General features: G+C 68.4%; 18 protein-coding genes. 11 read left to right on the top strand and 7 right to left on the bottom strand.

The features are described from left to right. The first annotated feature begins 93 nt into the window (after positions 1 to 93). The gene (locus tag EGT29_RS05820) at positions 94 to 693 is read left to right on the top strand and encodes a UbiX family flavin prenyltransferase (RefSeq protein ID WP_124688132.1); all 600 of its coding nucleotides are present in this window, start codon (positions 94 to 96) and stop codon (positions 691 to 693) included. A 246-nt stretch (positions 694 to 939) separates the two neighbouring features. On the opposite strand, the gene pobA is transcribed toward EGT29_RS05820, so the two are convergent. Beyond that, positions 940 to 2109 (bottom strand): 4-hydroxybenzoate 3-monooxygenase, encoded by a 1170-nt coding sequence (gene pobA / locus EGT29_RS05815; RefSeq protein ID WP_124688131.1) that lies wholly within the window; start codon positions 2107 to 2109, stop codon positions 940 to 942. 123 nt (positions 2110 to 2232) lie between these two features. Here pobA and EGT29_RS05810 point away from each other — a divergent pair, with 123 nt between their 5' ends. The 3 genes from EGT29_RS05810 (at position 2233) to EGT29_RS05800 (ending at position 5241) form a co-directional block, all read left to right on the top strand. Next, positions 2233 to 3153 (top strand): helix-turn-helix domain-containing protein, encoded by a 921-nt coding sequence (locus EGT29_RS05810; protein ID WP_161567708.1) that lies wholly within the window; start codon positions 2233 to 2235, stop codon positions 3151 to 3153. A gap of 127 nt (positions 3154 to 3280) precedes the next feature. After that, a complete protein-coding gene (locus tag EGT29_RS05805) occupies positions 3281 to 4660 on the top strand; it encodes an APC family permease (RefSeq protein ID WP_124688129.1) in 1380 nt (459 codons plus the stop codon). Between the two features lie 29 nt (positions 4661 to 4689). Further along, on the top strand, positions 4690 to 5241 hold the full coding sequence (locus EGT29_RS05800; protein ID WP_124688128.1) for a cyclopropane-fatty-acyl-phospholipid synthase family protein: 552 nt from the start codon (positions 4690 to 4692) through the stop codon (positions 5239 to 5241). 341 nt (positions 5242 to 5582) lie between these two features. Here the strand turns inward: EGT29_RS05800 and recQ are convergent, their stop codons facing one another. The 4 genes from recQ to EGT29_RS05780 form a co-directional block, all read right to left on the bottom strand. Beyond that, the gene (recQ, locus tag EGT29_RS05795) at positions 5583 to 7397 is read right to left on the bottom strand and encodes a DNA helicase RecQ (RefSeq protein WP_124688127.1); all 1815 of its coding nucleotides are present in this window, start codon (positions 7395 to 7397) and stop codon (positions 5583 to 5585) included. Then, positions 7390 to 8574: a cystathionine beta-lyase gene (metC, locus tag EGT29_RS05790; RefSeq protein ID WP_238160296.1), complete on the bottom strand. Its 1185-nt coding sequence runs from the start codon at positions 8572 to 8574 to the stop codon at positions 7390 to 7392. The genes recQ and metC overlap by 8 nt, the downstream gene beginning before the upstream one ends. Before the next feature lie 102 nt (positions 8575 to 8676). Next, on the bottom strand, positions 8677 to 9183 hold the full coding sequence (locus EGT29_RS05785) for a gluconokinase (protein WP_124688125.1): 507 nt from the start codon (positions 9181 to 9183) through the stop codon (positions 8677 to 8679). Positions 9184 to 9306: 123 nt separating this feature from the next. Next, entirely contained in the window at positions 9307 to 9885 is a 579-nt protein-coding gene (locus tag EGT29_RS05780; RefSeq protein ID WP_161567707.1) for a Spy/CpxP family protein refolding chaperone, read from the bottom strand. 152 nt (positions 9886 to 10037) lie between these two features. Here EGT29_RS05780 and EGT29_RS05775 point away from each other — a divergent pair, with 152 nt between their 5' ends. The 6 genes from EGT29_RS05775 (at position 10038) to minE (ending at position 16482) form a co-directional block, all read left to right on the top strand. Further along, positions 10038 to 10781: a response regulator gene (locus EGT29_RS05775; RefSeq protein WP_124688123.1), complete on the top strand. Its 744-nt coding sequence runs from the start codon at positions 10038 to 10040 to the stop codon at positions 10779 to 10781. Next, positions 10778 to 12283, top strand: coding sequence for an ATP-binding protein (locus EGT29_RS05770; RefSeq protein WP_238160295.1), 1506 nt, complete (start codon positions 10778 to 10780; stop codon positions 12281 to 12283). The genes EGT29_RS05775 and EGT29_RS05770 overlap by 4 nt, the downstream gene beginning before the upstream one ends. Before the next feature lie 132 nt (positions 12284 to 12415). Beyond that, positions 12416 to 14179 (top strand): glutamine--tRNA ligase/YqeY domain fusion protein, encoded by a 1764-nt coding sequence (locus EGT29_RS05765; RefSeq protein ID WP_124688122.1) that lies wholly within the window; start codon positions 12416 to 12418, stop codon positions 14177 to 14179. A gap of 414 nt (positions 14180 to 14593) precedes the next feature. Beyond that, positions 14594 to 15382: a septum site-determining protein MinC gene (minC, locus tag EGT29_RS05760; RefSeq protein ID WP_124688121.1), complete on the top strand. Its 789-nt coding sequence runs from the start codon at positions 14594 to 14596 to the stop codon at positions 15380 to 15382. A gap of 20 nt (positions 15383 to 15402) precedes the next feature. Further along, positions 15403 to 16218 (top strand): septum site-determining protein MinD, encoded by an 816-nt coding sequence (gene minD, locus EGT29_RS05755; RefSeq protein ID WP_124688120.1) that lies wholly within the window; start codon positions 15403 to 15405, stop codon positions 16216 to 16218. A gap of 3 nt (positions 16219 to 16221) precedes the next feature. Continuing rightward, on the top strand, positions 16222 to 16482 hold the full coding sequence (gene minE, locus EGT29_RS05750) for a cell division topological specificity factor MinE (protein ID WP_124688119.1): 261 nt from the start codon (positions 16222 to 16224) through the stop codon (positions 16480 to 16482). On the opposite strand, the gene EGT29_RS05745 is transcribed toward minE, so the two are convergent. After that, the gene (locus EGT29_RS05745; RefSeq protein ID WP_124688118.1) at positions 16454 to 17407 is read right to left on the bottom strand and encodes a LysR family transcriptional regulator; all 954 of its coding nucleotides are present in this window, start codon (positions 17405 to 17407) and stop codon (positions 16454 to 16456) included. The genes minE and EGT29_RS05745 overlap by 29 nt on opposite strands. A 114-nt stretch (positions 17408 to 17521) precedes the next feature. Between EGT29_RS05745 and EGT29_RS05740 the strand changes: the two genes are divergently transcribed. Continuing rightward, on the top strand, positions 17522 to 18691 hold the full coding sequence (locus EGT29_RS05740; RefSeq protein WP_124688117.1) for a mandelate racemase/muconate lactonizing enzyme family protein: 1170 nt from the start codon (positions 17522 to 17524) through the stop codon (positions 18689 to 18691). A gap of 23 nt (positions 18692 to 18714) precedes the next feature. On the opposite strand, the gene EGT29_RS05735 is transcribed toward EGT29_RS05740, so the two are convergent. Continuing rightward, a complete protein-coding gene (locus tag EGT29_RS05735; protein WP_124688116.1) occupies positions 18715 to 19608 on the bottom strand; it encodes a hypothetical protein in 894 nt (297 codons plus the stop codon). Between the last annotated feature and the right edge of the window lie 51 nt (positions 19609 to 19659).

The raw sequence follows: 19659 nt of genomic DNA, 5'->3' as shown, positions 1-19659 counted from the left end.
TACTCGCGACGCAATCTCCCAACGTACAATCATGCTGGCCCCGCGTGACACAGCGGTGACGCGGGGCCCCAAACAACGAGGAGACCCGACCCCATGACCCCACCGCCGGCCGATCGTCCGCGCCAACGCCTGATCATCGCCATTACCGGAGCCAGCGGCTCCATCTACGGCCTGCGCCTGCTCGAGGCGCTGCGCGAACTGCCCGACTGGGAAAGCCATCTGGTCGTGTCCGAGGCCGGCGTGCTCAACACCATGCACGAACACGGACTCGGCCGCAAGGACCTGGCCTCGCTGGCCGACGTGGTCTATCACCCCGGCGACGTCGGCGCCGCCATCGCCAGCGGCTCGTTCCTGACGGCCGGCATGGTCATCGCCCCCACCTCCATGAAGACCCTCGCGGCCGTGGCCCACGCCTATGCCGACAACCTGATCACCCGCGCCGCCGACGTCGTCCTGAAAGAACGCCGCCGCCTGGTCCTCCTGACCCGCGAAGCCCCGCTGAACCTCGCCCACCTGCGCAACATGGTCGCCGTCACCGAAATGGGCGGCGTCGTCTTCCCCCCCGTCCCCGCCTTCTACTCAGGCGCCCAGAGCGTCGACGACATCGTCAACCACACCGTGCTGCGCACCCTGGACCTCTTCGGCATCCACTCCGACCGCCTCAAACGCTGGAAGGGCCTGGGCGGCCGCTAGAAGCCCACCCCCTACGCCCTTCGGGCGCCCCGACAGGTAGTCCACCCCACGCGGCCTATGGCCGCGCCCCTCAAGGGGCGGCGCTGGCGGACCGGCAAAGCCGGATCCGCGGCGCCCTGGATCAAAGCCAGCATGCGGTGCTCCGCACCGAGACAACCCCGCTAGACCCAGGATGCGGTGGATCCGGCTCCGCCGGTCCACCCGCATCGCCCCCTGGGGGGCGCGCGTCAGCGCGTAGGGGGGATCTCAATACCGTAAGCCGACGTAGTTTTCCGCAAGGGCTGTGGAGGCGGCTTGAGAACCGACCAGGTAGCCCAGTTCGGCATGCTGGATCTTCTGGCCGAAGTCGCCGTTCTCCGGGAACTTGTGCATCAGCGAGGTCATCCACCACGAGAAGCGCACGGCCTTCCAGACCCGGTCCAGGCAACGTTCTGAGTAAGTATCGATGCCCTGCTGCTCGCCGCCGTAGTAGCGGATGATGGCATCGGACAGATAGCGCACGTCCGAGACCGCCAGGTTCAGGCCCTTGGCGCCCGTGGGCGGGACGATATGGGCCGCGTCGCCGGCCAGGAACAGCCGGCCGAAACGCATGGGCTCGGCCACGAAGCTGCGCAGCGGCGCGATGCTTTTCTCGATGGACGGGCCGGTCACCAGCGACGCGGCCGCCTCGGCGTCCAGCCGGCTGCGCAGTTCATCCCAGAACCGTTCGTCGGACCAGTTCTCGACCTTGTCGTCCAGCGGGCATTGCACGTAGTAGCGGCTGCGCGTGTGCGACCGCATGCTGCACAGCGCGAAACCGCGTTCGTGGTTCGAATAGATAAGCTCGTCCGACACCGGCGGCGTCTCGGACAGGATGCCCAGCCAGCCGAAGGGATAGATCTTCTCGTAGGTCTTGATGGCCGAGGCCGGCACGCTGGCCCGGCTCACGCCGTGGAAGCCGTCGCAGCCCGCGATGAAGTCGCACTCCACCACGTGCTCGACGCCGTCCTTGCGATACGTGACCCGGGGATGATCGGTGTCGAAGTCGTGCACGCGGACCTGCTCGGCCTCGTAGACCGACGCGTAGCCGGCCGCCTCGCGCGCGTCCATCAGGTCGTGGGTGACTTCGGTCTGGCCGTAGACCATGACGCTCTTGCCGCCCGATAGCGTCTTCAGGTCGATGCGGTGGCGCTGGCCGTCGAAGCACAGTTCGATCCCGCCGTGCACCAGGCCCTGCTCGTGCATGCGGCGACCGACTCCGATCTCGTCCAGCAGATCGACCGTGCCCTGCTCCAGGACGCCCGCGCGGATGCGGCCGAGCACGTATTCCTTGCTGCGCTGCTCGATGACGAGCGTCTCGATGCCGGCCCGGGAAAGGATCTGCCCGAGGAAGAGCCCGGCCGGACCGGACCCGATGATTGCGACTTGGACCCGCATGGCGTGTCTCCTGCATAGGTTCTGACTTCCAGGAATCTTAAGAGCCGGGTCGGCGGCGCGCGATAGATTATGGAGACATCTTCATGGATAATCCGAACATATTCCGCACCAGGAACCGTGGCCATGAAAAGCATCGTCCCCACCTATGCCCTTTATGGGGAACACGGCAAGAACCTCGTCCCGGAAAGCCTTCATTGCGAATCCATCCCGCAGCGCAGCCGCCTGTACGACTGGGAGATCAAGCTGCACCGCCATGACCTGTTCGTGCAAATTCTGTACATACGCTCAGGCACGGCCGACATCCAGTTCGACGACCGCCGATTCACGGTCCACGGTCCCTGCGCCCTGTTCGTTCCCGCCCTGCACGCGCACGGCTTCCGCTTTTCCGAGGACATAGACGGCGCGGTCATCACCATCGTCACGCAGCAGATGGAAAGCCTGCTGGCGCAGCACGCGGACCTCCTTCCCCATTTCCAGGCGCCGCGCCACGTCCCGTTCGACCCCGGGGAAGCGGCCTATGCGCCCTTCGCGCAATCGATCGAACTGCTGCTGGCCGAGTACGACGAGGCCCACGCGTGGCGGCTGGCCCTGCTCGAATCGCTGCTGGGCACCGTGCTGGTCCTGCTGGCGCGCAAGGTCGCCACGCTGGCCGGCCCCCGGCCCGGCCGGCGCAGCTCGCGCGGCGTCATGCACCTGCACCGTTTCAAGACCCTGCTGAACCGCAGCTTCCGCGAACAACGCGACATCGCCTATTACGCCGGGCGCCTGGGCATCACACCCACGCAGTTGAACCGGATCTGCCGCGACGAGCTGGGCCTGTCGGCCCTGGGCGTCATCAACGACCGCCTGCTGACCGAGGCGCGCCGCGACCTCGCCTATTCGTCGCTGAGCGTGAAGGAAATCGCCCTTACGCTGGGTTTTTCCGACCCCGGCTATTTCTCGCGCTTCTTCACCAAGCACGCCGGCGCATCGCCCAGCGACTTCCGCACCATGGTGCGCGACCAGCTCGACCGCAACCGCGCCGCGCCCCCTCCGGGGGCTTGACCGCCTTCGGCTTTCGCCGGTACTTTCAGGAACTTGTAAGCTTGCCGCCCGCGCTCCGGCCGGGCGCGCCGCTTGCCGCCGCTGGACGATCACGCACCCCTGCCCCTGCATCGAGGACCCTCCCGTCATGAGCAACGCGTTTCCCGCATCGCCCCCGCATGCGTCCCATCCGGATGCCGCCGCCAAGCCCGCCACGCGCCCCCTGCTCGGCACACTGGACATCATGGCGCTGGTCGTGGGCATCGTCATCGGGGCCGGCATCTTCAGCGCGCCGTCGCTGGTGGCGATGCATGCCGGATCCCCGGCCGCGATGATGATGGCCTGGATCGTGGGCGGCATGATCTCCGTCGCCGGCGCGCTGTGCTACGCGGAACTGGCCAGCACCTACCCGCATGCCGGCGGCGACTATCACTACCTGCGGCGGGCCTTCGGCGCCCGGCTGTCCTTCCTGTTCGCGTGGGCCCGCCTGACCGTCATCCCCACCGGTTCGATCGCCCTGCTCGGCTACATCTTCGGCGACTATGCCTCGCAGATCGTCAATCTCGGACCGGCTTCGCCGGCCATCTATGCCGCCGCGATCATCGTCGTGCTGACCCTCGTGAACGTGGCGGGCCTGAGCACCGGCAAGTGGACGCAGAACCTGCTGACGGCCCTGGAAGTGGGCGGGGTGGTCCTGATCATCGCGGTGGGCCTGCTGTTCGCGCCCGACGCCGCGCCGGCCGCGCCGGCCGCCCCCGCCTCGGGCGCCGCCAACTGGGGCCTGGTCCTGATCTTCGTGATGCTGACCTACGGCGGATGGAACGAGGCGGCCTACATCTCGGCCGAAGCCTCGGGTCAGGGACGGACCCTGCCCCGGGCGCTGTTCTGGAGCCTGGCGCTGATCACCGTGCTGTACCTGCTGGTCAACCTGGCCTACCTGAACGTGCTGGGCCAGGACGGCATGGGAGCCTCGTCGGCCGTCGCCGCCGACATGATGCGGCGGGCGCTGGGCGAACCGGGCGCGCAATTGATCGCGCTGCTGATCGCGATCTCGGCGCTGACCTCGGCCAACGCCACCATCCTGACCGCCGCGCGCACCACCTACGCCTTCGGCCAGGACACGCCCGCCTTCTCGATGCTGGCCAAATGGCATCCGCAGTGGAACACGCCGGTCAACGCGCTGTGGGTCCAGGCGGCCATCTCGCTGGCGCTGGTCGCGCTGGGAGCCTTCACCCGCAGCGGCTTCGCCACCATGGTCGAATACACCGCGCCGGTGTTCTGGCTGTTCTTCGTGCTGAGCGGCGTGGCGCTGTTCGTGCTGCGGCGCAAGGATCCCGGCGCCGATCGGCCCTTCCGCGTGCCGCTCTACCCGCTGACGCCGCTGCTGTTCATCGCGACCAGCGGCTATCTGTTCTATGCCAGCCTGCGCCACACCGGCGTCGGCGCCCTGGTGGGCGTGGCCGTGCTGGGCGTCGGCGCGCTGCTGATGCTGGCCCAGCCCCGCAGCGGCACTCCGCCCGCATCCTGATCCGTCCAATCTCCAGGAGCCTTGCAGCCATGAAACGCCGCCAGTTCTGCCTGACCACCCTGGCCGCCGCGGCGGCCGCCTCCGCCTGGGCCCAGTCCTTCGGCACCGCCAAGCCCCTGCCCCGGACGCCTGACGTGATCTTCGTGCCCACGCCCCAGCCGGTGGTCGACGCCATGCTGCAGGTGGCCAAGGTCGGTCCCGACGACATCCTGTACGACCTGGGCTCGGGCGACGGCCGCATCCCGGTCACGGCGGCCAAGCGCTTCGGCACGCGCGGCGTGGGCATAGACCTGGACCCGCAGCGCATCGGCGAGGCCAACGCCAACGCGCGCCGCCAGCAGGTCACCGACAAGGTCCGTTTCATCCAGGGCGATCTGTTCGAACAGGACCTGAGCCCCGCGACCGTCATCACGCTCTACCTGCTGCCCAATCTCAACCTCAAGCTGCGGCCCACCCTGCTCGCGCTCAAGCCCGGCACGCGCATCGTCTCGCACGCGTTCGACATGGGCGACTGGGAACCGGAGCAGACCCTGACGGTGGACAGCAAGCGGATCTTCTTCTGGACCGTACCGGCTCGCTAGGCTGAATCGACATTCATGGCATCCAAATTGAAGTCCATGGATCTGCGTGCCCAGCGGTGCAGGTCTTGTCCGGGGCGCCGGGGCCGGGCGGGCGCGGAGGCGCATTCGGAGCCGCCGGAGTTGGCGCGGTTGGCGGGGAAGCAAGGGCGTGCATGTTTGAGCGCGGCAGTAGGAATAGCCCGGGGGGCTATTCCCGCGCGAGTTCACGCCCGCCCCGCCAACCGTGCCAACTCCGGGTAGTCCCGCGCAGCGGGACCGGCTTCGCTGCGCCTCCGCGCCCGCCCGGCCCCGGCGCCCCGGACAAGACCGGGTCAAGAACTCAGCCTGGGGCTAGCGACGGATCAGAACCTCTCGACCCGCTCCAATATCTCCTGCCCATAAGCCTCGAGCTTGCGCGCCCCCACCCCGCTGATCGCCCCCAGTTCGGTCAGCGACTCAGGCCGCGCCAGGGCGATTTCCCGCAGGGTCGCGTCATGGAAGATGACATAGGCCGGCACGCCGTGGCTGCGTGCCACTTCGCCGCGCCAGGTGCGCAGCGCGGTGAACAGCGCCTCGGCCTCGGGCGGCAGGGTAACCGCCGAACGGGCCCGTGAACTTTCGCGCGCGCGGGCCGGCTTGGCGGGCTCGCGCCGCAGCATCAGCGTGCGCTCGCCCTTGAGCACGCTGCGGCTGCCCTCGGTCAGGGCCAGCGTGCCGAAGGCCTCGTGGTCCACCGTCAACAGGCTTTGCGCGATCAACTGGCGCAGCACGTTGCGCCAGTCCTTCTCGCTCAGGTCCGCGCCGATGCCGAACACGCTGAGTTCGTCGTGCCGGTGCTGCTCGACCTTCTCGTTGCGCTTGCCGCGCAGGATGTCGATCACGTGCCCGGCGCCGAAGCGCTGGCCGCGCTCTTTCCACAGCCGGTAGACCGCCGACAGGATCTTCTGCGCCGCCTCGGTGCCGTCCCAGGCCTGGGGCGGTTCGAGGCAGGTGTCGCAATTGCCGCAGGCCTGCGAGGCCTGGCCGAAATACTGCAACAGCCGCACGCGCCGGCACTCCACGGTCTCGCACAGCCCCAGCATCGCTTCCAGCATGGACGCCAGGCGGCGCTTGTAGGCCTCGTCGCCGGTCGACTCGTCGATCATGCGGCGCTGCTGCACCACGTCCTGCAAGCCATAGGCCATCCAGGCCGTGGCCGGCAGGCCATCGCGGCCGGCACGGCCGGTTTCCTGGTAGTAGCCCTCGACCGACTTGGGCAGGTCCAGGTGGGCCACGAAGCGCACGTCGGGCTTGTCGATACCCATGCCGAAGGCAATGGTGGCCACCATGACCACGCCATCCTCGCGCAGGAAGCGCGCCTGGTTGGCCGCCCGCGTGGCGGCCTCCAGGCCGGCGTGGTACGGCATGGCATCGATGCCCTGGGCCCGCAGGGCCTCGGCCGTTTCCTCGACCTTGGCCCGCGACAGGCAGTAGACGATGCCGGAATCGCCCGCGTGCTCCTGCTTCAGGAAATCGAGCAACTGGCGGCGCGGGTCGTTCTTTTCGACGATGCGATAGCGGATGTTGGGGCGGTCGAAGCTGGAGACGAAATGCTGCGCGTCCTCCAGTGCCAGCCGCTGGGCGATCTCGACCCGCGTCGCCTGGGTGGCTGTGGCGGTGAGCGCGATGCGGGGCACGTCGGGCCAACGTTCGTGCAGCGCGGACAGGCCCAGGTATTCGGGACGGAAGTCGTGGCCCCACTGCGAGACGCAATGGGCCTCGTCGATCGCGAACAGCGCGATGCGGCCCCGCTCGAGCAGGGACAGGCAGCGGTCGGTCAGCAGGCGCTCGGGCGCCACGTACAGCAGGTCGAGTTCGCCGTCCACGAAGGCGCGTTCGACTTCGCGCACGCGGGCGAAGTCCTGCGTGGAATTGAGGAAGGCCGCCCGCACGCCCAGTTCGGTCAGGGCGTCGACCTGGTCCTGCATCAGCGCGATCAGGGGCGAGACGACCACCCCCGTGCCGCTGCGGACCAGCGCCGGCACCTGGTAGCACAGGGACTTGCCCGCGCCGGTGGGCATCAGCACCAGGGCATCGCCGCCGCTTATCACGTGCTCGACGATCTCCTGCTGCGGTCCGCGGAACTGGTCGTAGCCGAAAACCCGGCTCAGGACCTCCAGCGCGCTGCCATCAGCCATGCGCCGCGGCCTTGCCGTCTTGCAGCAGGTCCAGGCCCTGGCGCAGGTCGGCGATCAGGTCGGCCGGATCCTCCAGGCCGATGTGCAGCCGCACGGCGGGCCCCTCGGGCTGCCAGCGGGTGGCCGTGCGATAGGCCGCGGCGTGCACGACGGTGATCAGGCTTTCGAAACCGCCCCAGCTCGAACCGATGCCGAACAGCTTCAGGCCGTCGGCGAAGCGCGCCAGCGCGGCGTCGTCGACCGGCTTGAGCACCACCGAGAACAGGCCCGAGGCGCCCCGGTAGTCGCGCTTCCACAGCGCATGGCCGGGGTCGCTTTCCAGCGCCGGATACAGCACCCGCGATACCTCGGGCTGGGCTTCGAGCCAGCGCGCCACCTGCAGCGCGTTGCGCTCGTGCTGGCGCAGGCGCACGCCCAGCGTGCGCAGGCCGCGCAGGGCCTGGTAGCAGTCGTCGGGGCTGACGCTGTAGGCGTAGTCGTACACCGTCTGGCGCACCGGCTTCCAATAGCGCTCGTTGGTGGCGACCACGCCTATCATCAGGTCGGAATGGCCGCCGATGTACTTGGTGCCCGCGTGGATGGAGATGTCGACGCCCAGTTCGAACGGCGACGCGAAATACGGCGTGACCCAGGTATTGTCGGCCAGCACCGGGATGTCGCGGGCGTGGGCCGCCGCCGCGATGGCGGGGATATCCTGCATTTCGAAGGTGAGCGAGCCCGGCGATTCGCAGAACACCGCGCCGGTATTCTCGCGCAGCAGGCCGGCGATGCCGGCGCCGACGAGGGGATCGTAGTATTCGACCTCGATGCCCAGGGGCGCCAGCCTGCGGTCGCAGAAGCCGCGCGCCGGCGAATAGGCCGAATCGGCCACCAGCAGGTGCTGGCCCGGCTTGAGCACCGCCAGCAGAGCCACGACGATGGCCGACAGCCCGTTGGGCGTGGCCACCGCCTGGTGCGCGCCCTCGAGCCTGGCCACGGCCTCTTCGAAGGCGAAGGTCGTGGGCGTGCCGTGGCGGCCGTAGCTGACCGGTTTCCTGGTCAGGTCGCGCGGCGCCTCGTACGACTCGATCGTGGGATGGATGACGGTGGAAGTACGGAAGACGGGCGTGTTGACCATGCCGGCATAGGCTTCGGGAGCGCGTCCGGCATGCGCCAACAGCGTATCGGGCTTGGGCATGGACATCTCTGGCAGGTTCGGGCGGATCGCCGATCAAGGGGGATTTTAGCGAAGTCGGCCGGGCACCGAAGCCGGGCCGGCCCGAACCGGGACAAGAAGGGCTCACTCTACGGTCGATTCACCGCCCTGGGCCAGGCTCTCGACGATCCGGTCGACGATCTCCCCGGGCGTGCGCTCGGCATCGACCACGATGCCCCGCCGGGGGATCTCCAGCGTCTGGAACTGGCTGCGCGCCAGGGCGGGATCGAAGAAATGCCCCCGGCGGCGCGCCAGCCGCTGCATGACCGTCTCGTAGGAAACGTCCAGGTGGACGAACACGACGTCCTCGCCGGGCCGGGCCAGCGCGTCGCGATAGCGCTCCCGCAGGGCGGAACAACTGAACACGTGGGTGCGGCCGCCGGCCAGGACGGTCTGGATCGCCGCGCGCATGGCCCGCAGCCAGGGTTCCCGGTCGGCGTCGCCCAGCGCCACGCCACGAGACATTTTTTCGATGTTGGCCTCGGGATGGAACTCGTCCGCGTCCGAATAGCCGCAGCGCAGACGGGCGGCCAGCAGCTTGCCTATGGTCGTCTTGCCGCTGCCCGATACCCCCATGATGATCACCACCATGCCCGTCTCCCGTCGTGGCCGTCCACGGGCGGCCGGAAAACCCGTCCCTCGCAAGAAACGTACCTCGTCGCGGCGAAAAAAAACCGGCGCATCGCTGCGCCGGTTTTACCGCGTGCCGGGGGATCAGCCCTTGGACGGCGCGTCCGGGCGGCGATGCTCGCGCATGCGGTCACCCCGCTCCAGGCGCTTCTTGACCGCGTCGGTCACGACCTGCTTCTGCTTGCCGTCCAGCGAATCGTAGGCGGCCAGCCAGGCGTCGCGGGCGGCATCCAGCTTGGGCTTGGCGGCCGCGCGCTCGGCGTCGTGCCGGGCGCTCAGGGCGCGCAGGTCCAGGGGGCCGGCGGCGACCTGCGTGCGCAGCGTCTTGATGCCTTCCTCGCGCTGGGCCCGCATGGCCTGTCCGGCTTCACGGCTGGCGTTCTGCGCCGTGTCCCAGAGCTTCTGCTGCGAGTCGGTCAGGTTCAGCCTGGATTTCAGGTGCCCCAGCATGGCCAGCGGCGACTGCTCCATGCCACCCCGGAAATGATGTCCCTTGGACCCATGATGGCCCATGTGGCCACGATGGCGTTCCGGCGCGGGCTTCTGTTCGGCCTGCGTGGTATTGTCGCCCGCGGCCTGGGCATGGGCGGCCTGCAGCACGCCGGCGCCCCCGGTAGCCAGGGCCAGCGACAGCGCGATCGTACGAAGGGCGTTCTTGGTCATTGCGTTACTCCTTGTCGACACCGCATCGGACTGCGGCGGTGAGGGCATTCTTGTTCCAGACCCGTTTCGGACCGGTTGCGAGGCGGGGCCCATCTGTTTCAACCGATTTCAGGCTGCTTGCGGGTCCGGCCCCGCCACGCGAACATTCCCCCATGGAAAAATCCGCCCTCAAACTGCTCGTGGTCGATGACGACCCGGCCCTGCGCCAGCTCCTGGCCGACTACCTGAACAAACAGGGCTACGACACGCTGCTGGCCCCGGACGCCACCGACCTGGAAGCGCGCATCACCCGCTACGCCCCCGCCCTGCTGGTGCTGGACCGCATGCTGCCGGGCGGCGACGGCGCGGACGCCTGCCGGCGGCTGCGCGAGCGCGGCGAGGACCTGCCGGTGATCCTGCTGACCGCCCGCGACGAAACGGTGGACCGCATCATCGGCCTGGAATCCGGCGCCGACGACTATCTGGGCAAGCCCTTCGACCCGCGTGAACTGCTCGCCCGCATCGAGGCGGTGCTGCGGCGCAAGAGCGGCCCGTCGGCGCTGGTCAAGGATGCACCGGTCTCGTTCGGCCCCTTCATCTTCGACGCCAAGGCCCGCACGCTGCATCGCGGTACCGAACAGGTGCGCCTGACCGGCGGCGAATTCAACCTGCTGGAAGCCCTGCTACGCAATGCGGGCAAGCCGCTGTCGCGCGAACGGCTGCTGGCCCTGGCGCGCGACGACGAGGCCGGCGAGCGCAACGACCGCGCCATCGACATTGCCATCCTGCGGCTGCGCCGCGCCATCGAAGACGACCCCAAGCAGCCGAAGTGGATCCAGACCGTCTGGGGCATCGGCTACCGCTTCTCGCCCCTGACGCCGGACGACCCGGCACCGGCCTCGCCGTCGCTGCCATGAACAGCCCCGCGCCCCGTGGCTGGGCGAGCCGGCTGATGCCGCGCTCGCTGCGCGCACGCCTCGTCCTGCTGATCCTGGGCGCGGTGCTGGTCGCGCAGGCGACGACCTTCCTGGCCATCGAGCACTACCGCCGCAACGTCCTCGAGAACGTCACGCCGGACCTCATGGCGACCACCATCCGCACCCTGCGCGCCTCCATCGCGCAGATCGACGAAAGCGAGCGCGCCGCCTTCGTCGCGGCGGCCTCCCAGGGCGAATGGCGGCTGGTTTCCCGGCCCATCCCGCCCCGGCCCCGGCCAGGCGGGGAACGCCCCCGGCGCGAGGGTCATCCGCCCCATCCCCGCTTCGAGCCCCTGCCGGGGGGCCGCATGCCGCCCGACTACCGGTCCGGCGAATTCCGCTTCGGCCCCGAGCGCCGCGGCCCCCGCGAGGCCCCGCGCTGGGCCGACGACGATCCCCGCCACGCCATGCGCGGCCTGATCCAGCGCCTGAACACCCAGTTGGCGGACGGCTCGCGGGTGGCCTTGTCGCGCGGCCCCGAACCCGCCCTGTTCATTTCGCTCACGCCCGGCCTGGGCAACGACGAGGAACCGCTCATGCGGTCCTGGCTGGTGATCTCGCTCGAACGCATCAGCCCGCCCGTCAAGACGCCCCTGATCGTCATGTGGCTGGGCGGGGTGGGCGCGATCCTGCTGCTGGCCGCCTGGTTTTCCTGGCACATCACCCGCCCCATCACCTCGCTCGCCCATGCCGCCGACCGCCTCGCGGCCGGCAAGCCCGAACGGGTGGAACCGGCCGGTCCGCACGAGACGCAGGTCCTGGGCGAACGCTTCAACGCCATGCTCGATGCGCTGAACGAGTCCGACAAGGTACGCCGCACGCTGCTGGCCGGCCTGCCGCACGACCTCAAGGGCCCGCTGTCCAGGATGCGCCTGCGCACCGAGATGGTCGACGACCCGGCGCTCAAGGACGGTTTGCGGCAGGACGCCGAGGACATGCAGCACATCGTCGACCAGTTCATCGGCTTCGTGCGTGGCACCGACCGCGCCACCTACCATTTCACGCCCATCGACCTGGGCGACTGGCTGCGCGAACGCATCCACGCTTGGCAGGGCACCGGCAGCCCGATCGACTACCCATCGCCCCCCGGCGACGAAATCGTGGTCAACGCCGATGCCGTGGCCCTGGCGCGGCTGGTCGACAACCTGATCCAGAACGCCATGCAGCACGGCGCCCCGCCCCTGGAGATCACCCTGGAAGCGCGGGGCGGCGAGGCCCGCCTGGGTGTGCGCGACCACGGCCCCGGCATCAGCCCCGACCGCTACGAAGACGCCCTGCGCCCCTTCTCCCGCCTGGATCCCGCCCGCAGCCGCACCGGCAACGTCGGCCTGGGCCTGGCCCTGGTCGACGCCATCGCCCGCGCCCACGGCGGCCGGATCATCCTGGAAACCCCGGCAGGCGGCGGCCTGCGGGTCATCGCGGCCATCCCCCTCCCCCCCTGACCCCACCCCGCCACCCGGATCTCCCTCCCAGGGCACGGCGGATCCGGCTCCGCCGGTCCGCCAGTGCAAGCGCGTAGGGGGGCCTCGTTATGGCAAAATCGAAGGAAGGACTCTTCGTCCAACCCATACACGATGACCACACCGAATAAACCTGCTCCCGCTCCAGCCACCAATTTCCTGCGCAATATCGTCGAGGCCGACCTGGCCGCCGGGCGGTATGCCGAGAAGCACTGGGCCGGCCATCCCGGATCGGCGTCGGAGCTGGCCGAGGCCGCGCTGGATCCGGCCCGCATCCGCACGCGCTTTCCGCCCGAGCCCAACGGCTACCTGCACATCGGCCATGCCAAGAGCATCGCGCTGAACTTCGGCCTTGCCCGCGACTACGGCGGCGTCTGCCACCTGCGGCTGGACGACACCAACCCCGAAAAGGAAGAGCAGCGCTACGTCGACGCCATCGTCGACGCCGTGCGCTGGCTGGGCTACGACTGGACGGCGTTCGGCACCGAACACTACTACCACGCCAGCGACTACTTCGACTTCATGTACGAGGCGGCCGAAGCCCTGATCATGGCCGGCTACGCCTACGTGGACGAACAGAGCCCCGAGGAAATCCGCGCCATGCGCGGCACGCTGACCGAAGCCGGCACCGATTCGCCCTGGCGCGCCCGCCCGCCCGAGGAATCCGTGACCCGCCTGCGCGAGATGCGCGACGGCAAGCACCCGGACGGCTCGATGGCGCTGCGGGCGAAGATCGACATGGCCTCGCCCAACATGAACCTGCGCGACCCGGTGCTGTACCGGATCCGCCACGCCACGCACCATCGCACCGGCGACAAGTGGTGCATCTATCCGATGTATACCTATGCCCATCCCATCGAGGATGCGCTGGAAGGCATCACCCACAGCATCTGCACGCTGGAATTCGAAGACCAGCGGCCGTTCTACGACTGGCTGCTGAACCACCTGCGCGAGCTGGGCCTGCTGGAGGCGCCCCTGCCCCACCAGCACGAATTCGCGCGGCTGAACCTGACCTACATCATCACCAGCAAGCGCAAGCTGCTGCAACTGGTCAACGACGGCCACGTCAACGGCTGGGACGACCCCCGCATGCCCACCATCCTGGGCCTGCGCCGCCGCGGCTACACGCCCGAGGCCATCCAGTTGCTGTGCGAGCGCACCGGTGCCTCGAAGTCGGACTCCTGGATCGATTATTCGCTGCTGGAACAAGCCCTGCGCGACGACCTGGACCCCAAGGCGCCGCGTACCGTGGCGGTGCTGCGGCCGCTCAAGCTGGTCATCACCAACTACCCGGAAGGCCAGACCGAGGAATGCTCGGCCCCCCGCCATCCCCACCACCCGGAAATGGGCAGGCGGACCTTCCCGTTCGGGCGCGAACTGTGGATCGAGCAGGAAGACTTCGAGGAAACCCCGCCCAAGGGCTTCTTCCGCCTGTTCCCCGGCAACATGGTGCGGCTCAAGTACGGCTACGTGGTCAAGTGCACCGGCTTCGTCAAGGACGAGGCCGGCAAGGTGGTCGAGGTCCAGGCCGAGTACCTGCCGGACACCAGGAGCGGCACGCCCGGCGCGGACAGCGTCAAGGTCAAGGGCAACATCACCTGGCTGCACGCCCCCACCGCCGTGCCCGCCGAGATCCGCCTGTACGACCGCCTGTTCACCGAGGCCAATCCCAGCGCCGGCGGCAAGGACTTCATCGAGTACCTGAACCCCAACTCGGTCGAGACCATCCAGGGCTACCTGGAACCCGGCACCGACGGCACGCCGGGCACCTCCTACCAGTTCGAACGCTTCGGCTACTTCGTCGCCGACCGCGAAGACTCGTCCACCCTGGCCCCGGTCTTCAACCGCACGACGACTCTCCGCGATACCTGGAAGTAGTCGTCCCCCCCTACGCCCTTTGGGCGCCCCCCAGGGGGCGAAACCGGCGGACTGGCAAAGCCAGATCCGCGGTTTCCTGCGTCTAGAGAAAGTATCTTGGACTGAAGCACGGTTGCTATCGCTGGCTGCCCGCGGTAGCAACGGTGTGGCGTACCAAGAAACAGGCACTAGACCCTGGGCGCCGCGGATCCGGCTTTGCCGGTCCGCCAGCGTCGCCCCTTGAGGGGAGCGGCCATAGGCCGCGTGGGGTGGGGCTTTCCCTCCGGTCCGCCAGCGTAGCCCCCTTGAGGGGGCCCGCGTCAGCGGGTAGGGGGTGGGCTTCCCCTCCCCCACCGACACAACCGCTAACGCCCACGCCGGGGCGCCTACCGGTAGAATCTGCATTTTGCGCATTTGCGCCATTCGGCGCCGCCCATGGAAGCCAGTCCCGTACTTGATATCAAGAGCACCTCGCTCTACGCCATTCGCGTGGTGTTGCATTCTTCCGACCTCCAGGCCGTGCTGGCCGCGCTGGACCAGCGGATGGAGGAAGCCGCCGGTTTCTTCGAAGACGAGCCGGTGGTCATCGACGCGTCGCGGCTGGCCGAACCGCTCGACTGGAACCAATTGGCCGAGGCCCTGAAACGGCACGGCCTGCCGACCATAGGCATCATGGCCCCGGCCTCGCTGGCCGAGTCGGCCCGCGAGGCCGGCCTGGCCCTGTTGTCGCTGCCCGCCGCGCCGGTCCGGTCGCCCGCGCCCGAGTCCGAGCCCGCCGCCGAATCGGCGCCTGCCGCCCAGGCAGCGCCAGCGCCCGCTCCGCTGCCGCCCGAAACCCCACCCGCCACCGAAACCGTGGCCGAGCAGGCTCCCGCAGCGCCGCACGCGGTGCCGACCATGGTCATCGACAAGCCCCTGCGCTCAGGCCAGCGGATCTACGCCCGCCATGCCGACCTGATCGTCATGGGCGTGGTCAGCCATGGCGCCGAAGTCATCGCCGACGGCAACATCCATGTCTACGGGCCGCTGCGCGGCAAGGCCATGGCCGGCGCCCGCGGCGACACCAAGGCACGCATCTACACCACCCGGCTCGAGGCCGAGCTGGTCGCCGTGGCCGGCGTCTACCGGACGCTGGCCACGGCCCTTTCCCCCGACATCCAGGACAAACCGGCTTTGATCCGCCTCGACGGCGAGAAACTGCTGGTCGAACCGTTGCCCATCTAACTCATAAGGACCCACTCCCCATGGCACGTATCGTTGTCGTGACTTCAGGCAAAGGCGGCGTCGGCAAGACCACCTCCAGCGCCGCCTTCTCGGCAGGCCTGGCGCTGCGCGGCCACAAGACCGCCGTGATCGATTTCGACGTCGGCCTGCGCAATCTCGACCTGATCATGGGTTGCGAACGCCGCGTGGTCTACGACCTGATCAACGTCGTTCAGGGCGAAGCCACCTTGAACCAGGCCCTGATCCGCGACAAGCAGCTCGACAATCTCTACATCCTCCCAGCCTCGCAAACGCGCGACAAGGACGCGCTGACGCAGGAAGGCGTGGAAAAGGTCATGGAAGGCCTGAAAGAGATGGACTTCGAATACATCGTCTGCGACTCGCCCGCCGGCATCGAATCCGGCGCGCTGATGGCGGCCTACTTCGCCGACGACGCGCTGGTCGTGACCAATCCGGAAGTCTCGTCGGTGCGCGACTCGGACCGCATCCTGGGCATCCTGTCGGCCAAGTCGCGCCGCGCCATCAACAGCGAGGAACCCGTCAAGGAGCACCTGCTGCTGACGCGCTACAACGCCAAGCGCGTGGCCGAGGGCGAAATGCTGTCGCTCAAGGACGTCGAGGACATTCTGCGCATCAAGCTGATCGGCGTCATTCCCGAATCCGAAGACGTGCTGCAAGCCTCGAACCAGGGCCTGCCCGCCATCCACCTGAAGGGCACCTCGGTGGCCGAGGCCTACCAGGACGTCGTCGACCGCTACCTGGGTGAAGACAAGCCGCTGCGTTTCATCGACTACGAGAAGCCCGGCCTGTTCAAGCGTCTGTTCGGAGGGAAATAATCGATGTCGCTGCTCTCCTTTTTCCTCGGACAGAAAAAGCCTTCGACGGCCGGCGTCGCCAAGGAACGGTTGCAGATCATTCTTGCCCACGAACGATCGGGCGCCGGCGCCTCGGCCGACTACCTGCCGCAGTTGCAGAAGGAACTGGTGGCCGTCATCTCGAAGTACGTCAAGATCAATCCGGACGACATCAAGGTGAACCTGGAGCGCCAGGACACCCTGGAAGTGCTGGAAGTCAAGATCGAGATGCCTTCGGCGACCTGACACCGCCGCTTGCGCGCGGCCCCGGCGCTCCCGCGCCGGCGGCCCGCCAGAACGCCTCGGCCGCGGCAGGCTCGGCCTCGCCGCGGCGGTACAGGCGGATGTCCAGCGCGATGCGCCAGGACGCCTCCCCCGCCTCCATCAATCCTCCCTGATCCAGTTCGTCCTGCACCAGGCTGGCCGGCAGCCAGGCAACGCCGCGGCCGCTGCGCGCCATCGACTGCAACACCGTCGCCAGATGCGCCGTTACCGCCACATCGGCCCGCAGCCGCGCCAGTGCCGCTCCGTGCACGGCCCGGACGATGCGCCCCAGGCCCGACTCCGCGCTGTACGCAAGAATGGGCACGCGCCTGCCCGACGCCCCGCCCAGCAGAAAACGCGGCCGCCCTTGACGGTCCGGCGCGCAGACGGGCACCAGCACGTCGTCGCCCACCTTGACCGACGGATAGGCCGATGGGTCCAGCCGCGCCGGTGCCTGCTCGTGCGCATGGCACAGGAAGAACTGCGCCCGCCCCTGGGTCATCAGCGCCTCGCACTGCTGGGCCACGTCCGACACCAGCTGGATCGGCCCCAGGCTCAGGCCGGACTCCAGGCCGCGCAGCCAATCGGGCAGGAAGGTCAGCGACAAGGCATGCGTGGCCGCGAAGCGCAGCGTGGCCGAGCTGGCCTGCGCCACCCGGCGCGCCTCGTCGGGAATGCGCTCCACGCGCGCCAGCATGTCCTGGGCCGTGGTCCGGAACCACAGGCCCGTTTCCGTCAGGGTGACCGGATGCGTGGCCCGGTCGAACAGGGTCACGCCCAGCCACTCCTCCAGCATGCGTATGCGGCGGCTGAACGCGGGCTGGGTCATATGCCGCAGCTCGGCCGCGCGCGAGAAGTTGCCGCACTCGGCAAGGACCAGGAAATCTTCCAGCCAGATCAGGTTCATGGCCGATGCTTACAGAGCATGGAAAAAGAGAAAACTAGCATTGGCCGCCCCGTGCGGCAAACGGCATGATACGTCCACGCAGCCGGACATCCGCCCGGCTCCTCTGGAGTTTCCATGTCCGTCCGCATCCTTGAAATCCGCGAAGTCACCAAGCCCATTTCCTCGCCCATCCGCAACGCCTACATCGACTTCTCCAAGATGACCAGCAGCCTCGTGGCCGTGGTCACCGACGCGGTGCGCGACGGCAAGCGGGTGATCGGCTACGGTTTCAACTCCAATGGCCGCTACGGCCAGGGCGGACTGATCCGCGAACGCTTCGCGCCGCGCATTCTCGAGGCCGACCCGAAGTCGCTGCTGAACGATGCCGGCACCAACCTGGATCCGCACCGCGTCTGGGCCGCCGCGATGGCCAACGAAAAACCCGGCGGCCACGGCGAACGCTCGGTGGCCGTGGGCACGATAGACATGGCGGTCTGGGATGCCGTGGCCAAGATCGAAGGCAAGCCCCTGTTCCGCCTGCTGGCCGAACGTCATGGCGTGACCGCCGATCCGCGCGTGTTCGTCTACGCCGCCGGCGGCTACTACTATCCGGGCAAGGATTTGTCGGCCCTGCGCGCCGAGATGCGTTCGTACCTGGACCGCGGCTACAACGTGGTCAAGATGAAGATAGGCGGCGCGTCCCTCGACGAGGACCGCCGGCGCATCGAGGCCGTGTTGGCCGAGATCGAGGGACGCGGGCAATTGGCGGTGGACGCCAACGGCCGCTTCGACCTGGACACCGCCATCGCCTACGCGAAGATGCTGCGCGACTACCCCCTGTTCTGGTACGAGGAAGCCGGCGATCCGCTGGACTATGCCTTGCAGGCCGCGCTGGCCGAGTACTATCCGGGCCCCATGGCCACCGGCGAGAACCTGTTCAGCCACCAGGACGCCCGCAACCTGATCCGCTACGGCGGCATGCGGCCCGACCGCGACTGGCTGCAGTTCGATTGCGCGCTGTCCTACGGCCTGGTCGAATACGAGCGCACCCTGCAGGTGCTGCGCACGCACGGCTGGTCGCCGCGGCGCTGCATTCCCCATGGCGGGCACCAGATGTCGCTGAACATCGCGGCGGGACTGGGCCTGGGGGGCAACGAAAGCTATCCGGACCTGTTCCAGCCCTACGGCGGCTTCCCCGACGGCGTGCGGGTCCAGGACGGGCACATCGTCATGCCCGAGCTGGCGGGCATCGGCTTCGAGGGCAAGCGCGACCTGTACGCGGAAATGCGGCAACTGGCGGAATAGATCCGCCAGTCCGCTCCTTGCGTTTACAGATCGCCCTCAGTGATCGACGTGCTCTTGCCCGAGGAAGACTTGACGGAGATCGTCGTGACGCCCTTGTCCGAAGTGGCGATGGTCGTATCGACGGTCTCGGCGTCGGTCTTGGCGCGCAGGCCGCCGCTGATCAGCTCGCCGAAAGCGATCCGGGCCACGACGGGCGAAGTCATCGACACCCGGTAGTCGAACTCGCCCAGCGGCGAGCGGGAACCCTTGGCCCGGTAGTCGACCTTGGTCATCGTGTCGGTATCCGTGGCATGGTCGGTGCTGAACTCGGAGGCATACTCGCTGATCTCCATCGACACGCCGCTCTCGGTCAGCTTGACCGCGCCCGAGATCTTCAGGGTGCTCGTGCCGTCGTCGGTATCCGGAGCGCCACCGGGCGTGGTGGCCGCCTTCAGCACGAAATCGCCGTCCAGCGTGGTGTCGTCGTCCACTTTCATGCCGCGGAACGGAAACGTCATCGTCGCCGCGGCCGGCTCGTCGGTATCGAAGATGTCGCCGCTGACGTCGCTGAACGTGACGGTCGTCTTGCCTGTCAGCACCACGTCATCGTCATCGCACCGGTCGAACTGGATGTCGACCTTGTCGCCGTTGCCCGGGATGGGGCCGCTGCCGGCCCGAGTAAGCGTGGCCGTATAGGTGCCGCCGTCGTCACACGGCTGAGGACCGCTCGGCGCGCCATCGTCCAGGAAGCTGAGCGCCTGGCCGGCCGCGGACATCGTGACCTGCGGCACGCCCAGGCTGATACCTATCATATCGAAGGCGAGCTCCTGGAGCTGCTTCTCGGAATAGGTGGGCTTGGCGGGATCGTCGCTGCCGCCACAGGCGGCCAGCAGGGCCAGCGCGACAGCGGCGCCGGTGGTTTTCAGGACATGGTGCATCTGGATTCCCCCTTGTGTTTTCTTGGAATGGCTCGATGGCCACCTGCATCC

The sequence above is a fragment of the Pigmentiphaga sp. H8 genome, from assembly GCF_003854895.1.
Taxonomy (GTDB): Bacteria; Pseudomonadota; Gammaproteobacteria; order Burkholderiales; family Burkholderiaceae_B; genus Pigmentiphaga.
The sequence above is the reverse complement of the archived record's forward strand: the minus strand, read 5'-3'. Positions and strand labels throughout refer to the sequence as shown.

Coding starts and splice junctions, on each gene's coding strand:
- minE (WP_124688119.1), top strand. CDS start 16,222: ATGTCGCTGCTCTCCTTTTTCCTCGGACAGAAAAAGCCTTCGACGGCC.
- EGT29_RS05805 (WP_124688129.1), top strand. CDS start 3,281: ATGAGCAACGCGTTTCCCGCATCGCCCCCGCATGCGTCCCATCCGGAT.
- EGT29_RS05735 (WP_124688116.1), bottom strand. CDS start 19,608: ATGCACCATGTCCTGAAAACCACCGGCGCCGCTGTCGCGCTGGCCCTG.
- EGT29_RS05780 (WP_161567707.1), bottom strand. CDS start 9,885: ATGACCAAGAACGCCCTTCGTACGATCGCGCTGTCGCTGGCCCTGGCT.
- minD (WP_124688120.1), top strand. CDS start 15,403: ATGGCACGTATCGTTGTCGTGACTTCAGGCAAAGGCGGCGTCGGCAAG.
- pobA (WP_124688131.1), bottom strand. CDS start 2,109: ATGCGGGTCCAAGTCGCAATCATCGGGTCCGGTCCGGCCGGGCTCTTC.
- EGT29_RS05800 (WP_124688128.1), top strand. CDS start 4,690: ATGAAACGCCGCCAGTTCTGCCTGACCACCCTGGCCGCCGCGGCGGCC.
- minC (WP_124688121.1), top strand. CDS start 14,594: ATGGAAGCCAGTCCCGTACTTGATATCAAGAGCACCTCGCTCTACGCC.
- EGT29_RS05770 (WP_238160295.1), top strand. CDS start 10,778: ATGAACAGCCCCGCGCCCCGTGGCTGGGCGAGCCGGCTGATGCCGCGC.
- EGT29_RS05810 (WP_161567708.1), top strand. CDS start 2,233: ATGAAAAGCATCGTCCCCACCTATGCCCTTTATGGGGAACACGGCAAG.
- EGT29_RS05775 (WP_124688123.1), top strand. CDS start 10,038: ATGGAAAAATCCGCCCTCAAACTGCTCGTGGTCGATGACGACCCGGCC.
- EGT29_RS05765 (WP_124688122.1), top strand. CDS start 12,416: ATGACCACACCGAATAAACCTGCTCCCGCTCCAGCCACCAATTTCCTG.
- EGT29_RS05740 (WP_124688117.1), top strand. CDS start 17,522: ATGTCCGTCCGCATCCTTGAAATCCGCGAAGTCACCAAGCCCATTTCC.
- recQ (WP_124688127.1), bottom strand. CDS start 7,397: ATGGCTGATGGCAGCGCGCTGGAGGTCCTGAGCCGGGTTTTCGGCTAC.
- metC (WP_238160296.1), bottom strand. CDS start 8,574: ATGCCCAAGCCCGATACGCTGTTGGCGCATGCCGGACGCGCTCCCGAA.
- EGT29_RS05745 (WP_124688118.1), bottom strand. CDS start 17,407: ATGAACCTGATCTGGCTGGAAGATTTCCTGGTCCTTGCCGAGTGCGGC.
- EGT29_RS05785 (WP_124688125.1), bottom strand. CDS start 9,183: ATGGTGGTGATCATCATGGGGGTATCGGGCAGCGGCAAGACGACCATA.
- EGT29_RS05820 (WP_124688132.1), top strand. CDS start 94: ATGACCCCACCGCCGGCCGATCGTCCGCGCCAACGCCTGATCATCGCC.